This window comes from Gilliamella sp. Choc5-1, assembly GCF_001690595.1.
Lineage (GTDB): Bacteria > Pseudomonadota > Gammaproteobacteria > Enterobacterales > Orbaceae > Gilliamella > Gilliamella apicola_M.
Genome location: NZ_LZHH01000077.1, coordinates 1 through 2,185 on the forward strand (window position 1 = coordinate 1; position 2,185 = coordinate 2,185).

General features: G+C 42.8%; 3 protein-coding genes. 2 read left to right on the forward strand and 1 reads right to left on the reverse strand.

Annotated features, from left to right (window positions below; genetic code table 11):
- On the forward strand, positions 1–1,207 hold a 1,207-nt coding region (locus A9G35_RS06905), incomplete at its 5' end, for a DUF2345 domain-containing protein (RefSeq protein WP_141673814.1).
- Entirely contained in the window at positions 1,170–1,793 is a 624-nt protein-coding gene (locus tag A9G35_RS06910) for an Imm52 family immunity protein (protein WP_065636244.1), read from the forward strand. The genes A9G35_RS06905 and A9G35_RS06910, both read left to right, overlap by 38 nt.
- A 119-nt stretch (positions 1,794–1,912) precedes the next feature.
- Here A9G35_RS06910 and A9G35_RS06915 read toward each other — a convergent pair.
- The coding region (locus A9G35_RS06915; protein ID WP_141673815.1) for an integrase core domain-containing protein at positions 1,913–2,185 on the reverse strand (273 nt) is incomplete at its 5' end.

Here is a 2,185-nt window from a genome sequence, read left to right on the forward strand (position 1 = left end):
ACACGGTAACCGCACCGATGCATACGAGCTCGAATTTACTGCGATTCCTTATCAGGCATTAACGCTCTACCGCCCGACGCCTATCCGCTGGCCCCAAATCAGCGGCACCTTACCGGCAAGGGTCACCAGTCCCGACAATGACACCTATGGCTATATTGACACTCAAGGACGCTACCGCGTTAAATTTAACTTTGACCTAAAAACATGGAAAAATGGCGAAGAAAGCCTTTGGATACGTTTAGCCAAACCGTATGCAGGCAGCACCTATGGCTTTCACTTTCCCTTAATTGACGGCACCGAAGTGGCCATTGCCTTTATGAACGGCAACCCCGATAGGCCGTATATAGCCCATGCCATGCACGACAGTGCTCACCCTGACCCTATCACCACCATCAACAAACACCGCAATGTCATTCGCACCCCGGCCAACAACAAACTGCGCATGGATGATAAACGCGGGCAAGAGCACATCAAACTGGCCACCGAATACGGCAAAACGCAACTTAATATCGGTCACTTAGTTGACCAAAGCAAAGCGCAGCGTGGCGAAGGCTTTGAGCTAAGAACCGACGAATGGGGCGCCATAACAGCTGCACGGGGATTATACTTAACCACCCAAACCGAGCCCAAAGCGCAAGGCAAACAGCTCGATATGCAAGCGGCAATCACCCAACTTGAAAATGCGCTCTCCATTGCCAAAGCCCTACAAAATGCGGCTACTCAGTCTGAAGCCCACGGTGCAGACACTGACAGCCAAGAACAACTTAAAGCCAACTTAACGCAGCTAACCCAAAGTGGCTTACTGGCCTATGCGCAAGAAGGCATCGCCCTAACTAGCCCTGAAAACATTCAACTATCGACAGCTAACAGCCTCACCCTTACTAGCGAAAATCAAACCGACATCAACGGCTTAAAAAACGTCACCCTCTCATCGGGTGAGGCGGTGGGGTTATTCGCGCAAAAATCGGGGATGAAACTATTTGCCAACCAAGGCGATATTGACCTGCAAGCCCAAAATGCCAACCTCAATATGGCGGCCAAACAAGATATCAAAGTGGATAGTGTGGATGGTGAGGTAACTATTACAGCGAGCGATGAATTAACGCTAATCTGCGGTGGCTCTTATATCAAAATCAGCAGTGAAGGTATTGAACTGGGCACACAGGATAATGTTTATTTTAAGTGTAATGTGTTGGTATCTATTTAAAAACACCGTAAAAGTGAAACCAGAAGAGTTAGTCTACTGCCCTGAGGGTTTTACTGATTTTGGGATGAAAAAGCTTGCAGTAGCCTACCAAAAAATTGAAAAGAACAATGATACGCAGATTTTTTTTATTGATGGTGAACATAAAAGCTCAGGACAGGTTATCACTTATAATGTTGATAAATCATTTTTTGATGACGCTCTGATTAGCTCTAATATTGACTTTTTTTTCACTAAACTTGAAGATTTACAGCTGTTAAAGCAAATCACCACTTTTGTAACAAAATTGGCTAACGTATTTACAGATAGCTATATTGAAATTGATTTGATGGAAAGAGTTGAAGCTATATTTCCTAAACGAATCGGTACCTCACTACTGGTTTATATTCCAGTACCACTTAATGCTAAGGATTACCCAGAAGCGCATAAAATTATTCCTATTAATCAAAATGATAAACAGGTTGGCACTGTCATTGTATCGCTCGATCACTTTCCGTTTTTTAAAAATATTGAGGATGTGAAAACAATGAATCGCCTTGATGTTCGGTTACGCGAGGCGGATTTGTTACCAGAGCGAAGTAATTTGTGATTATCTTTAGGCCCTTTGAACTAGACTAGCCAAGTAAAATGACTAGAAAAAGAAGCACCTTCGGATACGACGGTCGGTAAACCTTACACAAAAACTAAAATTGGAATGGCAACACATTTTCAAACAAAAAAATTAAGGGGTAAGTGTTTTTTAAATTCAACGGGAGGCAAGTAGCCTAACGAAGAATGTAATCGTTTATGATTATACCAATAAGCATAAGCCGAAAAAGCGCGTTGTAACTCAGCCGTTGAGTTAAAACGTTGGCCTTTTACAAATTCCGTTTTAATTGTTTTAAATGTCGCTTCCGCTACCGCATTATCATAAGGACATCCTTTCTTGCTTAATGAATGCGTGATATTAAATGTCTTAAAACAATCCGCTAATAACCGATT